This is a genomic window from Acidobacteriota bacterium (assembly GCA_009691245.1).
Taxonomy (GTDB): Bacteria; Acidobacteriota; Terriglobia; order 2-12-FULL-54-10; family 2-12-FULL-54-10; genus SHUM01.
Genome location: SHUM01000045.1, coordinates 1 through 18843, shown reverse-complemented (window position 1 = coordinate 18843; position 18843 = coordinate 1). Strand labels below are relative to the sequence as shown.

General features: G+C 56.5%; 18 protein-coding genes and 1 tRNA gene. 15 read left to right on the top strand and 4 right to left on the bottom strand.

All coding sequences use genetic code 11. The features are described from left to right. Nucleotides 1–6: 6 nt before the first annotated feature. The 8 genes from EXQ56_11065 to EXQ56_11030 all read left to right on the top strand — a co-directional run bounded on the left by EXQ56_11065 (nt 7) and on the right by EXQ56_11030 (nt 5025). Nucleotides 7–684, top strand: a complete 678-nt coding sequence (locus EXQ56_11065; GenBank protein ID MSO20980.1) for an adenylate kinase — start codon at nt 7–9, stop codon at nt 682–684. 39 nt (nt 685–723) lie between these two features. Further along, complete coding sequence (gene map / locus EXQ56_11060) at nt 724–1473, top strand: type I methionyl aminopeptidase (GenBank protein ID MSO20979.1); 750 nt, start codon at nt 724–726, stop codon at nt 1471–1473. Between the two features lie 41 nt (nt 1474–1514). Further along, the gene (locus EXQ56_11055) at nt 1515–1628 is read left to right on the top strand and encodes a 50S ribosomal protein L36 (protein ID MSO20978.1); all 114 of its coding nucleotides are present in this window, start codon (nt 1515–1517) and stop codon (nt 1626–1628) included. Nucleotides 1629–1730: 102 nt separating this feature from the next. Further along, nucleotides 1731–2117 carry a 30S ribosomal protein S13 gene (locus EXQ56_11050; protein ID MSO20977.1) on the top strand — a complete coding sequence of 129 codons (387 nt, stop codon included), beginning with the start codon at nt 1731–1733 and terminating at the stop codon, nt 2115–2117. Nucleotides 2118–2180: 63 nt separating this feature from the next. Continuing rightward, nucleotides 2181–2591 carry a 30S ribosomal protein S11 gene (locus EXQ56_11045; protein ID MSO20976.1) on the top strand — a complete coding sequence of 137 codons (411 nt, stop codon included), beginning with the start codon at nt 2181–2183 and terminating at the stop codon, nt 2589–2591. 112 nt (nt 2592–2703) lie between these two features. Further along, nucleotides 2704–3333, top strand: a complete 630-nt coding sequence (locus tag EXQ56_11040) for a 30S ribosomal protein S4 (protein MSO20975.1) — start codon at nt 2704–2706, stop codon at nt 3331–3333. A 120-nt stretch (nt 3334–3453) separates the two neighbouring features. Further along, entirely contained in the window at nt 3454–4449 is a 996-nt protein-coding gene (locus EXQ56_11035; protein MSO20974.1) for a DNA-directed RNA polymerase subunit alpha, read from the top strand. Nucleotides 4450–4512: 63 nt separating this feature from the next. Further along, nucleotides 4513–5025, top strand: a complete 513-nt coding sequence (locus tag EXQ56_11030; protein ID MSO20973.1) for a 50S ribosomal protein L17 — start codon at nt 4513–4515, stop codon at nt 5023–5025. 111 nt (nt 5026–5136) lie between these two features. Here the strand turns inward: EXQ56_11030 and EXQ56_11025 are convergent, their stop codons facing one another. The 4 genes from EXQ56_11025 to EXQ56_11010 form a co-directional block, all read right to left on the bottom strand. Beyond that, complete coding sequence (locus tag EXQ56_11025; protein ID MSO20972.1) at nt 5137–6336, bottom strand: DUF1624 domain-containing protein; 1200 nt, start codon at nt 6334–6336, stop codon at nt 5137–5139. Nucleotides 6337–6404: 68 nt separating this feature from the next. Then, nucleotides 6405–7868 (bottom strand): IMP dehydrogenase, encoded by a 1464-nt coding sequence (gene guaB / locus EXQ56_11020; GenBank protein ID MSO20971.1) that lies wholly within the window; start codon nt 7866–7868, stop codon nt 6405–6407. Between the two features lie 149 nt (nt 7869–8017). Next, complete coding sequence (locus tag EXQ56_11015) at nt 8018–8695, bottom strand: hypothetical protein (protein ID MSO20970.1); 678 nt, start codon at nt 8693–8695, stop codon at nt 8018–8020. 69 nt (nt 8696–8764) lie between these two features. Continuing rightward, nucleotides 8765–9325 carry a hypothetical protein gene (locus EXQ56_11010; protein ID MSO20969.1) on the bottom strand — a complete coding sequence of 187 codons (561 nt, stop codon included), beginning with the start codon at nt 9323–9325 and terminating at the stop codon, nt 8765–8767. A 734-nt stretch (nt 9326–10059) separates the two neighbouring features. On the opposite strand from EXQ56_11010, the gene EXQ56_11005 reads away from it, so the two are divergent. The 7 genes from EXQ56_11005 (at nt 10060) to EXQ56_10975 (ending at nt 18215) form a co-directional block, all read left to right on the top strand. After that, complete coding sequence (locus EXQ56_11005) at nt 10060–11163, top strand: hypothetical protein (protein MSO20968.1); 1104 nt, start codon at nt 10060–10062, stop codon at nt 11161–11163. Nucleotides 11164–11236: 73 nt separating this feature from the next. Further along, nucleotides 11237–12643 carry an NYN domain-containing protein gene (locus EXQ56_11000; protein MSO20967.1) on the top strand — a complete coding sequence of 469 codons (1407 nt, stop codon included), beginning with the start codon at nt 11237–11239 and terminating at the stop codon, nt 12641–12643. Nucleotides 12644–12838: 195 nt separating this feature from the next. After that, the gene (locus EXQ56_10995) at nt 12839–13891 is read left to right on the top strand and encodes a flippase-like domain-containing protein (protein MSO20966.1); all 1053 of its coding nucleotides are present in this window, start codon (nt 12839–12841) and stop codon (nt 13889–13891) included. Nucleotides 13892–14158: 267 nt separating this feature from the next. Then, on the top strand, nt 14159–15832 hold the full coding sequence (gene ilvD, locus EXQ56_10990) for a dihydroxy-acid dehydratase (protein ID MSO20965.1): 1674 nt from the start codon (nt 14159–14161) through the stop codon (nt 15830–15832). Between the two features lie 109 nt (nt 15833–15941). Beyond that, nucleotides 15942–16220 (top strand): hypothetical protein, encoded by a 279-nt coding sequence (locus EXQ56_10985; GenBank protein MSO20964.1) that lies wholly within the window; start codon nt 15942–15944, stop codon nt 16218–16220. 162 nt (nt 16221–16382) lie between these two features. Continuing rightward, the gene (locus tag EXQ56_10980; GenBank protein ID MSO20963.1) at nt 16383–17984 is read left to right on the top strand and encodes a phosphoenolpyruvate carboxykinase; all 1602 of its coding nucleotides are present in this window, start codon (nt 16383–16385) and stop codon (nt 17982–17984) included. 156 nt (nt 17985–18140) lie between these two features. Further along, nucleotides 18141–18215, top strand: a tRNA-Glu gene (locus tag EXQ56_10975). Nucleotides 18216–18843 lie beyond the last annotated feature (628 nt).

Genomic DNA, 18843 nt, shown 5'->3' with positions numbered 1-18843 from the left:
AGACGGATGAACTGGAAGGTCAGTACTCGAGCCGCGCTGCCATTGATTTTTTTGGGGGCGCCTGGAACAGGCAAGGGAACGCAGTCCATCAAGATTTCCCGGCTCCTGGGGATTCCGCATATCTCGACGGGTAACATCTTCCGCGAGAATGTCCTGGAAGGAACCCCGCTGGGGATGCTGGCCAAGACGTCCATGGATCGCGGTGAACTGGTCAGCGACGAGATTGTAAACGGCATGGTGCGCGAAAGGCTGCTCCAGTCGGATTGTAGTAGCGGATTTTTGTTGGATGGTTATCCGCGCACGGTGGCACAGGCCCAGACGCTGAAGCAGATTCTGGCGTCGCGCGGCCAGCAGGACCCGGTCGTAGTGAACATGAAAGTCAGCTACGACTTGATTGTGGAGCGCCTTAGTTCACGGCGCACCTGTCCGAAGTGCCACGCGGTGTATAACCTGAAAACGAAAACACCAGCGGCGGATCTGGTTTGCGATTTGGATCAAACGGCGTTGGTCCAGCGTTCGGATGACCGCGAGGACGCCATTCGTGAGCGCTTGATTGCATACGAACTGCTGACGGCGCCACTCATTGAGTTTTACCGGAAAGACGGACGGCTGGTCCAGTTGGATGGTGAGCAGCGGCCGGAAAAAATCACGGAGGATCTGAGCAAGCTCCTCGCGGCGGTTTAAGGGCAGCGTAGCGGAGCGGCGGTTTCAGGACTTTGAGAGATGATTATCTGCAAGTCAGCCTTGGAGATTGAGACGATGCGCCGGGCTGGCCTGACCACTTGGGAGCTGCTGAACGAAGTGCGCGCCCATGTGAGACCGGGAATTTCGACGTTCGATCTGGAGACTGCTGCGGAGAAGTGGCTGGCCAAGCGCGGGGCCAAGGCCGCATTTAAGGGGCTTTACAATTACCCCTGCATTCTTTGTACTTCGGTTAACGACGAGATTGTGCATGGTATACCGTCTCCGAAGAAAGTATTGCGCGAAGGGGACATCGTTAGCATTGATGTCGGCGTTGAAGTAGATGGATATTACGGTGATTCCGCGATTACGGTACCCGTGGGTGCGATTACCCCGGAGTTGCAGAAGCTGCTGAAAGTTACGGAAGAGTCGCTCGGAGCCGCCATCGAACAAATGCGATTGGGCAATCGGGTGGGAGATATCTCCGCTGCGGTTGAGCAGCATGTAGTAAAAAATGGTTTTTCAGTGGTGCGGGAGTTTGTCGGACACGGCATTGGTCGCAAACTCCATGAGGACCCCAAGGTTCCCAACTACGGGCCGGCGGGGCAGGGGCCGAAACTGAAAGAGGGAATGGTGTTAGCCATCGAACCGATGGTAAACATGGGCCATTACGCCTCCCGCGTCCTGCAGGACCAGTGGACGGCGGTAACGGAAGATGGCAGCCATTCGGCGCATTTCGAGCATACGGTGGTGGTAACAAAGAACGGTCCATGGGTTTTGACGCGACCGTAGTCAGCACTGCGGGTGGCTCTAATAGACGAGGTTTTAGGATTATGAAAGTTCGAGCATCGGTCAAGAAAATTTGCGATAAATGCAAGGTGATTCACCGCAAAGGCGTGGTGCGGGTGATTTGCGCCACCAAGAAACACAAGCAACGGCAGGGCTAACGCTAGCAGATAGCGTGTCCGCAATCGCCTGGTTTTGTTGAGGCAGCGTCCGAACAGGTTTTCACTGAGCGCGAGTATTTGAAGTGCAGGAGGAGCAGTATTATGGCGCGAATCGTGGGCGTGGATTTGCCCTTGGGAAAGCGCGTGGAGATCGGGTTGACCTACATTTATGGCGTAGGTCTGGCTCGTTCCAACTCGGTGTGCCAGCGCGCTGGAATAAATATTGAAACACGCGTGAAGGATCTCACCGAGGAAGAAGTGGCGCGCATCCGCAAAATTCTGGAGGATGATGGCTCCACGGAAGGTGAGCTGCGCAAAGAAATTTCCCTGAACATACGCCGGTTGATCGAGATCGGATGTTACAAGGGAAGCCGCCATCGCCGAAATTTGCCGGTTCACGGGCAGCGTACGCACACCAACGCCCGAACGCGCAAAGGGCCGCGACGTGGCACGGTTACCAACAAGAAGAAGGCGTCCGCAAAGACCTAGGCTGAATCCCAGGTTGTGTCTCAGTCTGGTCAGTAACAGAGACGGAAAATTGTAGGAGCGGGAATGGCAAAGCCAGTAGTCGAGAAAAAAGGCAAAAAGAAAGCCTTCAAGAAAAAAGAGCGGAAGCACGTTACCAGCGGCATTGTGCATATCCAGGCCAGCTTTAACAATACGCTGGTGACGATCGCCGACTTCAACGGCAATGTGCTTTCCTGGTCAAGTTCCGGCTCACTCGGATTCCGCGGTTCGCGCAAGGGAACTCCCTTTGCAGCGCAGCAAGCGGCGCAGACGGCTGCGCATGCCGCGCGCGATCATGGGCTCAGGACTGTGGATGTGCGCGTTACCGGACCTGGTTCCGGACGCGAATCCGCCATCAGGGCGCTGGCCTCGTCGGGTTTGGACATTAAGTCGATCCGCGACGTTACGCCTATTCCGCATAACGGTTGTCGCCCCCCGAAAAAGCGCAGAGTTTGAGTTGAGTGCGCGATTGCGCGTGTGATTGCGGAAGATGGTAGTGTTGCAGGCTTCGGTTTGGCGATGACATTTGAAATTAGAGTTGGTGCAAGACCAGCAGGAGGAAGCAAGCTTGGCTAGAAATATTGGTCCTGTATGCCGGATGTGCCGGCGAGAAGGCACAAAATTATTTTTGAAGGGTGACCGTTGCCAGACGGAGAAGTGCGCGATTGAGAAGCGCAATGTTCCTCCCGGACAGCATGGCAAAGACCGCCGCCCGAGAATGCTCGGTTACGGCTTACAACTGCGCGAAAAGCAGAAGGTGCGGCGCATCTACGGAGTACTGGAAGGTCAGTTCCGCCGATACTTCGAAAAAGCCGATGTGTCCAAAGGCATCACCGGCGAGATGCTGCTGCAGTATCTGGAGCGGCGCATGGACAACGTTGTTCACCGTCTTGGCCTGGGAACCTCGCGTGCGCAGGCTCGGCAGTTGGTTCGTCACGGGCATTTCCAGGTGAATGGCCGCAAGGTCAATATTCCGTCGTATCTGGTCAAGCCGAGCGATGTGATCGAAGTCCGCGCCAACAGCAAAGAAAATAAGACGATTGTGGCCAATCGTGACAGCTCGTCGCACCGCTCGGTCCCTCAATGGTTGGAGATGGATCGCGACAATATGCGTGGCCGGGTACTGTCGAATCCTTCACGTTCTGACATTCAGCAGCCGATTCAAGAACAGCTCATTGTCGAATTGTACTCGAAGTAGGCGGCGAGAGTTGGTTGCAGCGTAAGACGCTGCACGGTGAGAGGCGGATGGTTCATCCCACACCCGCTGGCACCGAATGGATATTGTTTTCCGGGGTGAGATTCAGGAGAAACTATCGTGATGCTCTGGAAGGGTTTTCAAAAACCGAAGCGGTTGGCGGTCAATCTGGAGACGCTGACGCCAACCTATGGCGAGTTTTCCGCGCAACCATTCGAGCGCGGATTTGGCACCACCGTTGGAAATTCTCTGCGCCGTGTGTTGCTCTCTTCGATTGAAGGAGCGGCAGTTACCGCTGTAAAAATCGAAGGGGTGTTGCACGAGTTCTCTCCGATTCCCGGCGTGGTCGAAGACGCCACTGACATTATTCTCAATCTCAAACAAATTCCGCTGCGCTTGCATGGTGACCGACCCAAGACTCTTTCGATCATCATCGATAAGCCCGGTAAAGTCCTTTCCTCGCACATACAGACCGATGCGGATGTGGAAGTACTTGATCCGAACATCTATCTGGCCACGGTTAGCGAAGGTGGCAAGCTGCATGTTGAGATCCGCATTAAGCACGGTCGTGGTTACATTAGCGCAGATCAGAACTTTGATGATGATTTGGCAATTGGTTACATCCCGATCGACTCCGTGCATTCTCCCGTGCGCAAAGTGAATTACACGGTGGAGCCTGCGCGGCTTGGGCAGGTTACCGATTACGATAAGCTGACTTTGAAGGTGTGGACCAACGGATCGATCGCCCCGCAGGATTCGGTCGGCTTGGCCGCCAAGCTGTTGAAGGACCACATGGCCATCTTCATCAACTTTGAAGAGCGCGCCACGGCGTATGAAGAATCCATGCCCGGCGGGCTGGAGTTGCGCAATGAGAATTTGAATCGCTCCGTGGAAGAGCTGGAGCTTTCGGTGCGGTCTTACAACTGCCTGAAGAACGCCAACATTCAAACGATCGGCGAACTGATTCAGAAGAGTGAGTCGGAGATGCTGCGCACCAAAAACTTTGGCCGCAAGTCCCTGAACGAAATCAAAGAAATTTTGCAAAGCATGGGTTTAAGCCTTGGGATGCGAGTCGATGAGCGCGGCAACTTGATCGCGCCGGCAGCCACCCGCGAATAGCATCCTGATCACGCAGGCGGATCGGGATAGCACAGAACGAAATTAATGATTGAGAGATAGGTTATGAGACACCGCAGAGCGGGATGGAAATTAGGACGGAACACTAGTCATCGTAGGGCGTTGCTCCGCAATCTTGTGACCTCGCTGATGGAGCATGAGCGGATTACCACGACGGTTACCAAAGCCAAGGCGTTGCGTCCGTGGGCGGAAAAAATGATCACCTTGGGCAAGGCCGAGACTCTTCATGCCCGCCGCCAAGCCGCTGCTTTTCTACAAACTCCACTTGCTGTAAAAAAAGTGTTTGATACCTTGGCGCCCCGTTTTTCAAGCCGTACCGGCGGGTATCTGCGCATTATTCATCTCGGACCACGCCTCGGCGACGGAGCCGATATGGCCATGGTCGAACTGGTGGGCAGTGAGCTGAAGGAACAGGTTACTGAAAAAGAGAAGAAGAAGCGGGGAAAGACAGCGCCCGCTGAAGCAGAGGCAGCAGCCGAAGCTCCAGCCAAGAAGGAACCAGCTAAAAAGGCTCCTGCTAAGAAAGCCCCAGCTAAGAAGGCCAAGGCCGAGAAATAGGAGTATTCAAGTCAGTTTCTTTGTTTGGCAAATTGTTGCGTATATTGCGAGAAGGGAGAGACTCAGTCTCTCCCTTTTTTTTGTGCGCACAGCGATTGCGGCCAGCGCCGGTTACGAAATGAGGAAGACGATGATTAAATAGGTAGCCAGCGCCCATTTGAATTGATTGGCACGTACCGGATGCGTTTTCTTTGCCCAGTCCCAGAACATCGCGGAAAGGATCATAACGAGGACCAGTAGGGTCGTGGCTACGGCGGATTCCCAAAAGGGAAGATTCGTTCCCAGCTTGCGGAGCATGTTCCATCTGGGATTGTAGGCCGATCCGTACAGGACCAGCAGATGAGCAATGTAGATATAGAACGACTGCCTGCCCAGCAGAGCCAGCAAACGGAGCGTCCTGCCATGATTGCTGCCCTGAGTGCTCGCGGCACCGGTCTCCATTCTGCGAAACAGCGCGCCGAGCAACGCTAGCAGGCCGATCCGCAGCCAGAGATACCAGGGGCTCGACCACCAAAACTCCGCGTAAAGCGGTGGCCATGGAATGCCCGCCAGTAATGTGCAGACCACCATCCCCACTCCGCCCGCAACAATGGTGCGCTGCAGAAATCTGGACTCTTCGTTGCGGGTGCATGCCATCTGGAAGCGCACTCCCCATGCCGCACCAGCAAACGTAAACGCCGCGTAAGGAAATAGAGGAAAATACGAGCTGTAGTGTCGACTCAGTACGGTTCCCAGCCACATCGGCACACTGGGTGCGATGGCCCAGACCAGCGGCGTAGCCAAGCCCATTCCCAAGGCGAGTCCGGTGCAGATGCGCGCCAGTGATTCTTGGGATGAAGCCCACGTGCTCAACCAGCGCAGCGCCAGCACGCTAATCACAATGCACTGCAGGACATTGAAGTTGAGCAGGATGACAAACTGTTCTGGCGTGCTGGAGGCAATCGTTTGACGAAGTGAGAAATAGCTGAGTTGCAGACCGTATGCCATCAGCAGGACATTCAGCAGGCGCCGGCGCCGGTGCCAATTCCGTTTGCGATCGGCGGTCGGATCGGCAACTCTCCTGTGACCTGCTGAAGTTTCCAGGGTAAAGGCAAACGCGGCTCCGGCGGCGAACAGGAAGATCGGTGCTGGCAGGCCGTGAAAAAGTTCATGGATGTCATAGGCAAAGGTCGCCCGAATCCGGCGGTCGAGCAGGGCACGCATGGCGTGGCCATCGATCATCATCAACACGGCAACGCCGCGCAGCAGATCAAGAAACTCGTATCGGGATGTGCGTGGAAGATTCTGCGATTCCGCGGAAGGCTGGGACATCACTGGCAGTCAAGTCCAATTAGCAGCCCAGCAAAGGGGACAGACCGGTCGATACTGGCTGCTGCGGGTTAGTCGAGGCGGTAGTTGGGAGCCTCTTTGGTGATGATAACATCGTGAACGTGGCTTTCACGCAAGCCGGCGGTGGTGATGCGCACGAAGCGTGATTTGGTCCGTAACTCTTCGAGAGTGGCCGCGCCGCAGTAACCCATGCCCGAGCGGAGGCCGCCGACTAATTGGAGCACCATTGATTCCAGCGAGCCCTTATGAGGAACGCGGCCTTCAATGCCCTCCGGGATGAGCTTGTCGCGCTGGACCATATCTTGCGAGTAACGGTCGCGGCTGACTCCGGTCTCCATTACGCCGAGCGACCCCATACCGCGATAGGCCTTGAACGTGCGGCCTTGATAGAGAACAAACTCGCCCGGACTTTCGTCGCAGCCGGCCAGGAGATTTCCCACCATTACCGAGTGAGCTCCAGCAGCCAGAATCTTGGTGACGTCCCCGGAGAACTTGATGCCCCCATCGGCGATTACCGGGATACCGGAGTCCTTTGCGGCTCTGCACGACTCCATCACAGCCGTGATCTGCGGGACGCCAGCGCCGGTAACCACGCGCGTGGTGCAGATGGAACCGGGCCCAATTCCTACTTTGATGGCATCCACGTCGAGTTTAGCCAGGTCAAAAGCGCCCTCATAGGTAGCCACGTTTCCCGCGATGAGGTCGACGCCGGTAAGCTGCCGGCGCAACGTTCTGACGGCTTCCAATACGCGAGTGGAGTGGGCATGGGCTGTGTCGATGACGATTACGTCCACTTTGGTATTGGCTAACTCCAAGGCACGTTCCACGAAATCGCCAGTGGCGCCCACAGCGGCCCCGACGCGCAGGCGACCTTTGTCGTCCTTTGCGGCCAGCGGATAGCGGCGCTTTTTCTGGATATCCTTAACGGTAATCAGCCCGCATAGGTTGTACTGGTCATCCACCACCGGCAATTTCTCAACGCGATGGCGCTGGAGGATCAACTCGGCTTCTTCCAGCGTTGTTCCGACAGCGACGGTAACCAGATTTTCGCGGGTCATCACTTCGCTGATGGGTAGATCGAGGCGCGTCTCGAAGCGCAAGTCGCGATTGGTGAGGATTCCCACCAGCTTGCGATTTTGGGTGACGGGGACGCCGGAGATCTTGTAGCGTCGCATGACTTCCAGCGCGTCCGAAACTTTCTGATCCGGAGGCAACGTAACCGGGTCGGAGATCATGCCGCTCTCGCTGCGCTTAACGCGATCCACTTCCAGCACCTGCTTCTCGATCGACATGTTGCGGTGGATGATGCCGATCCCGCCCTGTTGAGCAATGGCAATGGCCAAGGGCGCTTCGGTTACGGTGTCCATGGCGGAACTGGATAGCGGAATGTTCAGGCGAATGTTGCGAGTGAAGAACGTGGCGGTGTCGACGGAAATAGGCAAAACGTCCGATAGGCCAGGAAGCAGCAACACATCATCAAACGTGAGACCTTCGGTAATGGGGAGAATGGCCATGAGTAGGAGAAAATCCAAGTAAAAGACATCCTATCAGGCCAATGGTGGAGCGTCAACGGGTCGTCCACTCTGGTGGAGAACCGGCGTCCTGAATAATAAGCTTCAGAATCCGCACGGTGATTTAAGATTGTAGTGGAGCGGAGAAAAGTTTAGAACAACTCCGCAACCTTACCGAGTCCCACACCGAGCTTATTGGCGGTCGTTTGCAGTTGCCGGGCTTTTTCATTCAAGCCACGGTCACCGCTGGATGCGGAGAGTTGCAGTAAGAAGTCCTTGTGGTTGCGTCCTTCATAAAGCAGATAAACGAGCGAATCATGATGACGTTTCCAGAGAAATTCAGTCCCCTTTTTTTCAAGGTACTGGGGGATCTCTTCGTAGATACTGAAGACGATGGCAATGGCGCTGGTTATGCCGCGAGCGTAGTCGGCGCGAAAGCTCTGCTCGCTTTCCGGAAATGGATTGCGCATCGCCCCAGCTTCCCAATCATCCAGCTGCAACGGAGCGAAGGAGTTGGGGATCGAAGTGGTATTGGCATTACCGCGCACGCGCATTAGCAGCTCTTCCACGCGATTGCGGAGGTAAAGGCTTTCCTGCTCTGCATCGACTCCCATCTGTTTCAGTTGCTGCTCAGGCGAGAGCTGCTGGGAAGCCAGATTTCCCGCAGCCGAATGGTCGTTGCTCTCCTTGCGGCCATGTCTGCCCAGGTTGCTGAAGGCTGTGTCCGTCAATCGATAGTCGCTGGATAACAACTTTCGCTCGTCCGGCGCCTCGGTGTTGGGGTCTGATTTCGCAAATTCGTGAACCTGCCGCAAGGTGTCCTGAAACAAAGCATTAAACTGCTTCCCGAAGAATAGATTGTAATTGACGACCGCCGTTAATACTGCGGGATGAAAAAATTACTCGCCAAATAGATTCTTCATGTCTCGCGCGCGTCGAATGATGTGGGAATCGGTTATCTCGCTGAAAGTCCGGAAGTACTTTACCTCATCGATCAAGGCCGGCATTTCCATCAACATGTCTTCTGACTGCATGGAAAGACTGGGGAACTCCAGGCCGCTAAGAATTTCATTGACATCCATTTTAGGCCAGGCTGTGGGACGCTGGCTTCCAGCTTCTCTTATGCTAAAGAGATGGGTTACCAGCCAATCAACCTTGTCGTGATCTTCCTGCGAATGCAACGGCTTGCTGACCAGAAACCGGATGAGTGAGCGCAGGGCGGAGTCTTTCGGATTGTTTTCCAAGACGTACGTTCGCAGTAGATGTGGTGTAACGGCAAGATTCAGCAATTCGATCCAAGATGCAGCCTCTTGCGGAGCTCCTGCGTCGGCGGTAGGGGCCGTCCCATCGGCGGCTGCTTGTTGTACCACTTCCGGCAAAGGAAGCGGGCAACGAAGCAATCGCTCGATTATGGTTTGATAGATTAAATTGATTTCCTGAAATTCTCTGTGGGTAGTCATCCCGAACCCCTCTTCAAGCAGAAAATTCCTTCATGGACACTATCGATTATATTCTGTAATTAGGGCTGTCAAACCTAGGAAATTTCCGAACACTTGGGGATAACGGCGTTGCGCGGTTGCGGACGGTCCGTAGCAAGAGGGAATCCCAGCGTTTATGAGGCGAGTCTGTGTCAATCCGTAGTAACAGGCCGTAGCAACTGGAACTATGCCAATACTTTTCTCTGTCGCTTTGGTCGGGCTTCTTGCGGCGTATTCAGATGCTCCATCTCCGTGAGACAGCCTTGGCATAGCCAGACCAGAACGAGATTGCCCAATATGTGTCGATTGCATTCCGTCACGTTTTGACAGCGCCAGCAAACGTCCAGTGACTCGACGACCCGGCGGACGTTGGCCTTCATTACTTGGATGTCCTTTATTGGGATATCCTGTAGTTCCGCCAATTGATGTGTCATGCCCGTCTCGCAATTCTCTCCATACGCCGGTTTGGGCGATGAGGTTTGGAATGGGGGTCGGAAATCAGATCCACTGGCCCCTGATCCAAAGTAGCCTGAGGTGGCATGTAATCCAATGGGCCGCAGGTCTCAATTTGTCTCAAGAACCAATAGGTCTGGCATACTACACCGAAAGCGTTGGCGAGTCCGCCTGATCGCCATATTCTCATGGAATGCCCAGTCATTAGCCCGGTGCCTGATTCGGGAGTAGAATAGGAAAATGGCGTGGGGGCCGGTTTGACGATGATTAAATTGAGATCAGGCTTAATGATTGCCGCTAGTTTTCTATTGCTTGTAATCACAGCAGCAGGCGGGCGTTGGCCGTTATCCGTCCGATCTCAGCCTCAGACTCAAGCCATGCCTGCTCTAGCGCATCCCCAGGAAAGCCACTTTGGAAATGTTCGCCAGCTCACCTTTGCCGGTGAGAATGCTGAAGCTTACTTCTCCGACGACAATCGCTGGCTGACCTATCAGGGCCACGATGGCGCGGCGAGTTGCGACCAAATTTACTTGATGGATGTGCAGGGCGGTCAGCGCCGCCTGGTTAGCACGGGCCAGGGCCGCACAACTTGTTCGTACATTTTTCCCGGACGCCAGCGCATTCTCTATTCGTCAACGCATTTGAAGAGCGCGGCGTGTCCTCCCAAGCCGGACTATTCGCGCGGATATGTTTGGCCTATCGATGACTCCTACGATATTTTCACGGCGAACTGGGATGGGTCGGGACTGACACAGTTGACCAAGCAGCCCGGCTACGATGCCGAGGCCACGCTCTCCCGCGATGGGAAGAAGATAGTCTTTACCTCGGTGCGCGATGGCGACCTGGATCTATACTACATGGACTCCGATGGATCGAACGTTCGTCGCCTCACTAGTGAGCCTGGATATGATGGAGGAGCATTCTTTTCCGCCGACGGGAAGCAAATCGTTTACCGTGCGCATCATCCTGGCAATGGGCCGGGGGATGGAAAAGAGCTGGATGACTACCGCGCGCTATTGAAAGATGGTCTCATCCGGCCCACCAAGCTGGAACTGTTCGTGATGAATGCCGATGGCAGCAACAAGCGGCAGATTACCCGCAATGGCGCCGCAAATTTCGCGCCGTTCTTTCATCCCGATGGCAAACGCATCATATTTTCAAGCAACACGGCTGATCCGCGTGGCCGCGAATTCGATATTTTCATGATAGGCATTGATGGCCAGGGGCAGGAGAGAATCACTTACAGTGATGGTTTCGACGGCTTCCCCATGTTCTCCTCCGACGGCCAACGGCTGGTCTTTGGCTCCAATCGGAATGCCGCGAAGCAGGGCGACACCAACGTCTTTATCGCAGACTGGAAAAACTAATCCGAGCCTCAGTGTCCTCTGCCGCTGACCACACCGGCACCAATATGTATTTGCCACTTTAGAAAGGATTTTCATGGAAGAGCGACACCGCATTGCGGTCTTTATTGATTTTGACAACATCGAGATTGGCGTGAAGAATACGCTGCGGCGCGAGTTTGATGTCTCTCCTGTGCTGGAAGCACTGAAAGAGCGCGGCGAGATTCTCACCAAGATCGCCTATGGCGACTGGACTCGGCATGGGCAGATGAGCCGTTCGCTTTCCCAACATGGCGTCCAGATGGTCCAGCGTCATCCCGGCCCGCGCGGCGACAAAAACGGCGCGGACATCAACCTCTCACTGGATGCGCTGGAGATGGCTCTCACCAAGCCGCACATTGACGCCTTCGCTATTGTTTCCGGCGATAGCGATTTCATCTCGCTGGTCGAAAAGCTCAAGCAATACAACAAGACAGTTTATGTGGTGGGGGGCAAGGCGTTTACGAGCACCATATTGCAGCGCAATTGCCGCGAGTTCATCAGCTACGAAAGCCTGTTGGGTACGCCAACGCCTAGCGCGTCCACGCAGCGGCCAACCCGCCAAATGCAATCACCGCGCGCGCCCCAGCAGTCGCCCCAGCAGTCTCCAAGGTCCAGCGCGGCGCTGCCACTTTCCCACGTTGCTTCGCTCCTCTATCGCACGCTAGAGGTGATCGCGCGGCGTGAAGTAACTCCGCAGCTTGGGTTACTGAAGAGCACCATGATGCAGCTCGACTCCACCTTCACGGAGCGCGACTATGGCGCCAGCTCTTTCCGGCAGTTCATGGAGATGCTGCAGAAGGAGCGCATGATCGAGATAAAGCGCGTGGACGGCCAGTTGCTCGTCGAGCAGCCTGCCGCCTCCGTCGCCAATCCGCCCGCTGATCCGCTACTGCAATCCGAGGACGCGCTGCCCATTCTGTTCCGGTCGCTCAAGGTGATTGACGAGAATGACCTGTGGGGCGAATTAAGTTTCAGCGAAGTGAAGGATTACGTCCAGCGAGTCGAACCGGAGTTCGATGAAAAGCGTTATGGCTTCAGCCAGTTTGCCGAGCTGTTGAACTATGCCCAGGACGTGGGTTTGGTTCGGCTGGAGCCCGATGCAGACTCCATTTGGCGGGTGCGACCGGGTGTCCAGTTTTCTCCCAGCCGTGATTCTTACGGTCCGTCGAGGGCGGCCAAGCACGTCCCAGCTACCACTCCAATGCCCGCAGCCGTGGTGATTCGGCCGGAAGCCGCTCCAGCCTCATTGCAGGGTGCGCCTGAAATAATTGCCGAAGCTTCCAGCTCCAGTAAGGGGGCAATTGCCGCCAGCCCGGAAGCACCCAAACCACGCCGCCGGGGCGGGGCAGCACAGCCCGGAAGACGGGGTCCCAGCGGTGGCGGACGACCACGCCGGGGATCGTCGCATTCGCGTTCCCCTCGTCCACCTCGCCCCACTGCGCCGCCAACGGAAAAGGAGTAATTCGGTTGTCCTAAGAGACGGTCGGAATTGCTCCGTTCCATTCGCGCCACTTTTCAATCCGCCGCCTATCCCACATTATGGTTAGAGGAACGGGTGTCTCCATTTCCAGCGGGAGACAAAATTCTCGCCGGTTCCACCGCCGTCGGCTGACGGAGTTCCTGGCCATGAGCCGCTGGAGCCCTCAGCCCTGAGCTAATGAAGATGCGCAAGCGATACCTGATTGCGGGATTGGTGCTGGTAGCCGGAGTTGTCTGGGCAATCTACCAGGTTTCTTCCAATCCGCATTTTCAGCAGTTCCAATCACCTGGGTTCTGGAGCACTGTTTCCAGTGCCAATCCCTATTACCTGATTCTGGCGACTCTATTTATCGGCTCCACTTACCTGCTACGCGCACTCCGCTGGCAGGTTATGCTGCGTCCCACGAGAGCGACCAACCTGAAAAATGTGCTGGTGTCCACCGTGATCGGCTTTGCGATTGTAGGTATCGTTGGCCGCCCGGGTGAGTTTATCCGCCCGTTTCTGATCGCCAAGAAGGAAGGTGTGGCCGTTTCCTCCCAGATTGGTGCATGGACGCTGGAGCGCATTCTGGATAGCCTCGCCATTGTCGGTTTGCTCGGTGCCTCGCTCTGGCTTTGGCCGCCAGCTATTGCTGCGGGAACCACCGCGAGCAGCTTGCTCGAAAGTTTTCGTCGCGCTGGAGTCGTCCTTCTGGTAATGACTATTGGTCTTTCCTGTGTCCTTACTGTCCTCCACTACTATCCTTCCATTGCCCGCAATATTCTTCGGGCCATGACGCAGTTGCTGCCAGACAAATTCCGCGCGAATTTGCGGAGCATCTTTGACCACTTTATTTCAGCCTTGGCGGTGATCGGCGATCTGCCGAATCTGCTGCTCGCCTTGTTATCTACCGCTGCGGTCTGGCTGCTGGTGCTGGCCACCTACTGGAGCGCGGCGCAGGCGCTCGGCAGCCCCATGAACGGAATCAATCTGGGTGGTTTGACCCTCGTGATGGTCGCCAGCGGACTTGGATCGCTGGCGCACCTGCCGGCGGTGGGGGGCGGAATTCAATTGGCCACGGTGCTATCTCTTACTCATCTATTCAATGTGCCCGTTCCCGTTGCCAGCAGCATGGCGCTATTTGTTTGGGTGATTACCTACCTTCTTGTTCTCATACCTGGACTGCCGCTGGCTGCGCGCGAGGGAATAACCTGGCGAAGCTGGAGTACCCTCCCTCAACCGAGCGAGTAACGCCTACGGAGCCGCGACCGAGAGAGACCGGTCGCGTTCATCTGTCTTGGATAATTGTCTGACACGACCGCTCCCTTTGAGTTGCGACTCTGTAAAAATACTCCATGCCGAGCTTCCTGCGCTCCGCCCCTCCTCAACTTTGCGCTATACTAGAGAGTCTCATCGGTCACCTCAGCGATTACTATGAGGTGCGCCAGTATTGATATCGGATGTGACTTTGCTGGCAGTGCTAATTGCCGAAGGGGTCGTTAGGGGGCAGCCATGAAAATTGATCGCAAGCTGAAGCACCGCAGTTTTGAAGTCTCCGAGGGTCCCACGCGCGCCCCGCATCGCGCCATGTTCCACGCCATGGGATTCACCGACGAGCAGATTGCCCGTCCCCACATCGGCGTAGCCTCCAGTTGGAACGAGATCACTCCCTGCAATTTTCATCTGAATCATCTGGCCAAGAAATCCAAGGAAGGCGTAACCTCCGCCGGCGGCACGCCGTTCGAGTTCGGCACCATCGCTGTCTCCGACGCCATCGCCATGGGACACGAAGGCATGAAGGCATCTCTCGTCAGCCGCGAGGTCATTGCAGACTCCGTGGAAGTGATGGCAGTGGGCGAGCGCTTCGATGGTCTGGTAACCATCGCCGGCTGCGACAAGAGCCTTCCCGGCATGGTAATGGCTCTGGCGCGGCTGAACATTCCCGGTGTGTTTCTCTATGGCGGCAGCATCCTTCCCGGAAGCTATTGCGGTAAGGACATCACCATTCAGGATGTGTTCGAGGCCGTGGGCGCGCACGCTCGCGGCAAAATCAATGACGCGGAGCTATCCGCGCTGGAGCACGCCGCCTGCCCTGGCGCCGGTTCCTGCGCAGGCCACTACACCGCCAACACCATGGCTGCGGCAATGGAAGCCATCGGCATGTCCTTGCCGGGGACGGCATCCATTCCCGCGGTTGACGAACGCCGCCAGGAGGCCAGCTACCGCTCTGGCGTGGCCGTGATGAATCTGCTCCAAAAGGGAATTACCCCCCGCGACATTTTGAAGCGCAAGAGTTTTGAGAACGCTATTGCCGTGGTAGTGGCCACGGGCGGCTCCACCAATGCCGTTTTGCACCTGCTCGCGATTGCCAGCGAAGCCGGCGTGCCGCTGACCATTGATGACTTCACCACGGTCAGCCGCCGCACTCCGCACATCGCCGACATGCGTCCCGGCGGACGTTTCGTGATGGCCGATCTCGACCGCGCCGGCGGCGTCCCCGTGCTGATGAAGATGCTGCTGGACGGTGGTTATCTGCACGGCGATATGTTGACCGTTTCCGGCAAGACCGTGAAAGAGAACTTGAAAGACGTTAAGGTCAATTTGACGACGGAAGTTCTCTACCCCGTCTCGAAGCCCATTTCCAAGACGGGCACCCTTGCCATTCTCAAAGGCAATCTTGCTCCTGAGGGCGCGGTGGTAAAGACCGCCGGCGTAAAGAATCTGCGTCTCGAGGGCCCCGCCCGCGTGTTTGATGGCGAAGAAGCAGCGATGAAGTCGATCCTGGCCGGAAAGGTCAAGGCGGGCGACGTTGTGGTGATTCGTTACGAAGGCCCCAAGGGCGGTCCCGGCATGCGCGAGATGCTCTCGGTTACCGGCGCGCTGCACGGCGAGGGGTTGGGCGATAAGGTCGCTCTGATGACCGATGGCCGTTTCTCCGGCGCCACGCATGGCTTGATGGCGGGCCACGTTGCTCCTGAAGCATTCGTAGGCGGTCCGATTGCCGCGCTCAAGGAAGGCGACCGCATCACCTTTGATGCCGAAAAAGGTATCCTCTCCGTGGCCCTTACTGCCGAGGAGATAAAGAAACGCTTGAGCAAGTGGAAGGCTCCGGAGCCAAAATACACGAGGGGCGCGCTGGCCAAGTTCGCCAAGCTGGTATCGTCCGCCGCGGAAGGCGCGGTCTGCCGCTAAGGCCACTGCGCGGCGGTGCGCGCAAGGCCACTGCGTGGCGGCGTGCGCAAGGCTCCCGATGGTCGCCTCGCGGTATGCGCAGCCGGCGCTCATCTGAAATTGAGTTTACGTGACGCGAATTCGATTACGGCTGGATATGTCCGGGACGGTGGGCACTGCTGTCTGGAACGACCTGCCGCATTTCGATGAAATCTCGGGCGGTCGCTGCGGCCAGGATGAAGGATCGAGCGGCGATTGCAACCACGACGTGGAAGCGCCGCATCTTTCGGGCGAATGGATCGGCGCGGTGATTCTGGTGGAGCATCATCTGATCGCTGAGTATGCGCTGACGCACTACCTGGAGCAGCCCCGCGTACTCGACGCCTTCATCGACGGTCGCGAGGATTGAACCGCCCTTCCTCAACACGGCAATTTGTCCGTGCCCCAGTTGCATGAAGGCGCAAGAGTTCGTAAACTAATTGTTTTCACCCCACTCGTAAGTGGGTGCCAGGGAGCAGGCGATCCACTTTCGCCGACCGGATATTGCAGGGCATTTTCAGGAGGATCGTGAATGGGTCAAGAGGGAAGGAATCCGTCGTCATTTGGTTTGGATCATATAGGCATTCAGAATGCCAACAATGTGTATTGGAATCTGCCGGCCCCGGTAATTTATGAGCATGCTATCCGCCGCGGCGAAGGGGCTATCTCGCAAGCGGGCCCGCTGGTGGTGAACACGGGCAAGTATACCGGTCGCTCGCCCGATGATAAGTTCGTGGTGAAAGAACCCTCCAGCGACAGTCACATCTGGTGGGGCAAGGTGAACCGCCCGTTTGAGCAGGAGAAGTTTGATCGCGTGCATCAGCGCATGCTCGCTTACCTCCAGGGCCGCGACCTCTATGTTCAGGATCTGTTCGCCGGTGCCGAAGCCGCATATCGCAAGCCTGTGCGCATTGTCAGTGAATACGCCTGGCACAGCCTCTTCGTGCAGAACATGTTCATCCGACCGGACGCCGCACAGTTGAGCAAGCACGTCCCCGAGTACACCATCCTGTGCGCCCCCAACTTCAAGGCCGATCCCGCAACGGACGGTACGCGCTCGGAAGCCTTCATTCTGGTTAACTTCGGCAAGAAACTGGTGCTGATCGGCGGCACGCAGTACGCCGGCGAGATGAAGAAGTCTGTCTTCACCATCATGAACTACGCGCTGCCCCTGCAAAACGTAATGTCCATGCACTGTTCGGCCAACGTCGGCGCGAAGGGTGATGTGGCGCTGTTCTTCGGCCTCTCCGGCACCGGCAAGACCACGCTCTCAACCGACGCCGCCCGCAAGCTGATCGGCGACGATGAGCATGGCTGGAGCGACAACGGCGTCTTCAATTTTGAAGGCGGCTGCTATGCGAAAGTCATCAAACTTTCGTCCACGGCTGAGCCGGAGATCTATCAGACCACCCGCAACTTTGGCACCGTGTTGGAGAATGTCGTCATTGATCCGGTCACCCGTGTTCAGGACCTGAACGACGAATCGCGCACCGAGAACACGCGCGGCTGCTATCCGCTCACGCAGATCGAAAATGCCGAAATGTCCGGCACCGCCGGCCATCCTCAGAATGTGATCTTCCTGACGGCCGACGCATTCGGTGTGATGCCGCCAGTTTCTAAGCTCACACCCGAGCAGGCCATGTATCATTTCCTGTCCGGCTATACGGCGAAGTTGGCCGGCACGGAGCGCGGCGTGAAGGAGCCGCAGGCCACCTTTAGCACTTGCTTCGGCGCACCCTTCATGGCGTTGCAGCCTTCCGTGTACGCCAATCTGCTCAAAGAAAAACTGAACAAGCACAAGGCGCAATGCTGGCTGGTGAACACCGGCTGGGGCGGCGGTCCGTTCGGAGTGGGCAAGCGCATCTCCATCGCGCATACCCGCGCGATTATTCGCGCCATTCTGGACGGCAAGCTAAAGGATGTTCCCACCAAGGCCGATCCGGTGTTTGGCTTGAATATTCCGGAAAGCTGCGATGGCGTGCCCAAGGAGATTCTGACGCCGCGCAGCACTTGGGCCAATCCCGCTGAGTACGATATTAAGGCGAAGGATTTGGCAGCCCGCTTTGCCAATAATTTCGAGACATTTGCTCCCACCGTCTCGAAGGAAGTCACCGCCAGCGGCCCGCGCGCGTAGCTGCTGATGGAGTGGGGACAGGCCTCCGGCCTGTCCTGCTTGATGACAGTCCATCCAAGCCGAGCGGCCATCGGCGATGCGGCCTTGACCGGCGGCCTTGACCGGCGGAGCCGAACTCGCTAGCATTAAATTTGTCGGCAATACTCAACCAAGTGTGGCGCTATCGTCTAGGGGTTAGGACAAGAGATTCTCAATCTTTAAACCCGGGTTCGATTCCCGGTAGCGCTACCAAACTTCACCAACTGTTACCTGTTGCTATCCGACACTATATAAAGATCTTAGGACGAAAGGCGCCCGGTGTTTCAATCCGGGTGCCTTTTGTCTTGGTAGACCCTCGTAGCCCTCTGTGTGGGCACAGGGTGGGCACAGTTTTCAGGAGAATAAATCGCGCTGGGCAGTACCCCGGCACCCCCTCGAATGGGACTCTGGCTTATATCCAAGGCTTAAGGGTATATATGTGGACACACGTGCCTTGCCGGGCCTGAAATTAGGAATCGCGTTTGGTTCCTGCAGAGCGGAAATCCTGCGGTAGCCATAGCGTCCATACTGCTCGGCTAGGACAATGACCGCTCGCGTTAGCTCATCCTCGTCGGCTCGCGGCAGCGATCGGTATCGTTGCGTTCCCCACCATTGCTCCCAAAGCCGGCAGGCGTGCCTCTGGCTGATTCCGTACTTGCTTTCAGCGCGCTCTACTGCACAACGTCCCCGCTCAGTTGACCTGCCCGGCGATTTCGATACCAGCCGAAGTGAGAGAGAATCTCATGAGGGAGGTATTTGAATATGCCGATGCAGAGGTACAAACCAGAGCAGATCGTAACGGTGTTGCGGCAGGTTGAAGTGGCGGTGGCCAGCGGGAAGA